The organism is Bryocella sp. (assembly GCF_058498515.1).
On the sequence record NZ_JBMHYI010000038.1, the window covers coordinates 1 to 2874 of the forward strand.

Here is a 2874-nt window from a genome sequence, read left to right on the forward strand (position 1 = left end):
ACTTGGTGGCGTTGGAGCGCGGGCGCGTGGGGGAGCGATACATCCTAGGCGGGGAGAATCTTACGCTGAAACAGATTCTGGATCGGTTGGGTAAGCTTTCGGGGTTGCCGTCGCCGAAGAGGAAGGTGCCGCATGCGCTGGCGATGGCGTTTGCGTATTTCGATGAGACGGTGACGGGGAAGTGGCGGGGTACGGAGCCTCGTGCGACCGTGGAGGCCGTGCGCATGGGAAAGAAGATGATGTTTGCGAGCTCGGCAAAGGCGGAGCGGGAGCTGGGGTTGAAGGTGGGGAGTGTGGAGGGCGCGTTGATGTCGGCGTGCGCTTGGTTCTACAAGAACGGGTATGTGGACAAGGCACGGGTTAGCTGCTCGGGGTGCTAGTCGCGAAAGCGAGCGAGACTTGGGAATATTCCTTTTGCAGAAGGCCTTGCGGCAGCGCGTCAATCGATTTTCGATGAGACGTGATGACTATCACTGATTGCAGCCATCGCGGGTTCGATACTTCAGACCGTACTCAGGAGGTCTATCCGTGAATCGTTTCTGTGCGCGCATGTTCGGTCTTACCCTGTTCGTTTTTCTTGTTTTGGCTCTTGCCGGCCAACCTGCTAAGGCCCAGCTGGATCAAGCCAAGCATGTGCACCATCGGTTGATTCCAGCCGGGGATACGTGCGCCAGCTGCCACAAGGCGATCCATGACCAATGGAAGGCGAGCCCGCATGCAACCAACGGTGTTGAATGCACCGTGTGCCATGGCGAGACAACATCGCAGGACTTCGCGGGCATTCCGGCGATAAGCACGTGTGAAGGCTGTCATGCCGACCAGGTGGCACAACTTAAGTCGGATCCATTCATGAAGGACAAGACGTGCGTGAGCTGTCATCAAGCGCACACCTTTGTGGAGCACAAGAAGACGCCCGCCGCTGGCGAGTGACCACAGGCCTTGCCGAACTGCTGGCTGATGTACGGCATCACGGCCCTCGAAACCGTGATGCCGGGCGTGAAGGGGCTTCAGATGTTGTGGAAGCCTGCACGCCGGATCGCTGGCGGCACCTCTGGATTGCGAGCGAATGTTTCCCAGACGAAGCTGGAGCGGAGATTCTCGGCCATCAGGAGGCCGATGCCGAGATCGATGCCGAGGACGTCGGGGTCGTACCAGTTGGCTTGAGGGTGGAAGGCGTCGCAGAAGCCGTAGCGGCCGTAGGCCTTGTCGCCGTAGTTGGCTTTGAGGGCTAGCTGGACGCGGAGGCAGGCTTCGGGAAGGAAGGGAAGCGAACCGGCGGTGGCGTTGGGAACTACGGAGCCGTCGATGACGCCGAAGCCTTTGCCGTCGGCGTCGGGGCCACCCCAGGCGGTATAGCCATGGGCGGAGTCGGAGGCGCTGATGCCCCAGTAGTCGGACGAGTAAGGCTTGCCGAGGGAGAGGCAGAAGGCCTCGTGCGCGCGAGTAGCGGTGATGGAGTTGGTGAAGTAGTTGGCGAAACGATCGCGCTTGTGGCGGAAGTCGAACCAGGCGTGGCTGTACTGGTGGGTGAAGATGGGGTCGTTGCCGCTGATGTAGGTAAGGCCGTCATAGTGAATGACGGGACGGGTCCAGGCGTCCCAGCTGGAGGCAGCGACGGGGTGCGTGGGGGAGCCGATAGCTAAAAGATAGATCATCATCAGCTCGCAGAATTTGCGCCAGCGAGCTTCGATGAAGCCGTGCTCGGGATTCCAGCCCATGGAGAAGGTTGTGCCGCCGTTCAGCATCCAGGGCCAGTCGACGCGGTTGTAGATGAGGGTGGCGAGGTCCTGAATTTCGGGGTCGTGCGAGAAATGGGCGCGGGCGGTGAGGACGCCGCAGAGGAGCAGGGCGGTATCGATGGAAGAGACTTCATTTTTGTCGATTCGCTCGCCGGTTTCAACGTCATTGAAGTGGTAGAAGAATCCGTGGACATTGGGGAGTTTGTGGGCGTGGAAGCGAAGGGTGCGGCGAATTTGCTCGATGATCTGCGGGCGGGGCTGGTAGCTGCGTTTATCGGCGATGCAGAGGGCGGTGAGACCGAAGCCGGTGGCGGCGATGCTTGCCATGCGACGGGGGTCTAGCTTCCCGTCGGTGGGGAAGGCGGCGGCACGGTCGAGAACCTGGCCGGTGGTGGGGCTGGCCTGCTCTACGAAGTACAGGCAGGCTCGGCGGTCCATGTCGTCGAGGAACGCTTCGTCTGCAGGAGTAAGACGGTAGCGGGAGGCAGGCTCCGGCGTGAGATGGAGGTCTGCCTGGGTTTGAGAGAAGGCATGGAGGCGCGGGAGAACTGCGGCGCCGGCGAGGAGCTTGAGGCAGTCACGGCGTTGCATGCGCTATCTCCCGACGAGCACGACGGCGAGGCCGTGTGCGGGGACAGTCAGTTGGAGTTTGCCGTCGTGGAGGCGGAGGTGTTCAGGGGCGGCCATGGCACCCTCGGCTCGCAGCTTTTCGACTTGGGCGGGCATGAGATCTCCGGGAGGGCGGCCCATCGCGTCGAAGGCTTTGATCACGTTTCCATGGTCGTCATCGACGCGGAGAACTTCAACCGATGCATCTGAAGGGACGTGTTTGATGCTGAGTGTGAAAGTTTTGGGTGGGCCGGCGGGGCCTTTGGGCCAGGTGTAGTCAGGACCGGTGCCGATGGGGGGAGCGTAATCCCAGAGAGCGAGTACTAGTTTGCCGTCGGAGGTTTTGGTGGCCAGGGCGGAGTCGGATTCGAGGGCGATGCGCTCGTTGCCCAGCTGGTGGAGAGCACGGAAGTCATTGAGTGCTGGCTTTGGGATTCCCTCCGCGGCGACCAGGCCGAAGCCACCATAGAAGGGGGTGCGGACGACACCCTGCTCGTCGAAGACATCGGAGAAGGCCCAGTAGTCC

Annotated in this window: 3 protein-coding genes and 1 pseudogene; 2 read left to right on the plus strand and 2 right to left on the minus strand. The window is 61.4% G+C overall.

Annotation, left to right across the window (positions count from 1 at the left end; all coding sequences use genetic code 11):
- Both AC5E6W_RS10535 and AC5E6W_RS10540 read left to right on the plus strand, forming a co-directional pair.
- Nucleotides 1–380 (plus strand): annotated as a pseudogene (locus AC5E6W_RS10535) (hopanoid-associated sugar epimerase); the annotation flags it as partial.
- Between the two features lie 148 nt (nucleotides 381–528).
- Complete coding sequence (locus AC5E6W_RS10540) at nucleotides 529–930, plus strand: hypothetical protein (protein WP_491752253.1); 402 nt, start codon at nucleotides 529–531, stop codon at nucleotides 928–930.
- A 77-nt stretch (nucleotides 931–1007) separates the two neighbouring features.
- Here the strand turns inward: AC5E6W_RS10540 and AC5E6W_RS10545 are convergent, their stop codons facing one another.
- A complete protein-coding gene (locus AC5E6W_RS10545) occupies nucleotides 1008–2330 on the minus strand; it encodes a glucoamylase family protein (protein WP_491752254.1) in 1323 nt (440 codons plus the stop codon).
- A gap of 3 nt (nucleotides 2331–2333) precedes the next feature.
- Nucleotides 2334–2874 (minus strand): GH39 family glycosyl hydrolase (locus AC5E6W_RS10550; RefSeq protein WP_491752255.1); only part of this gene is annotated, 541 nt, incomplete at its 5' end.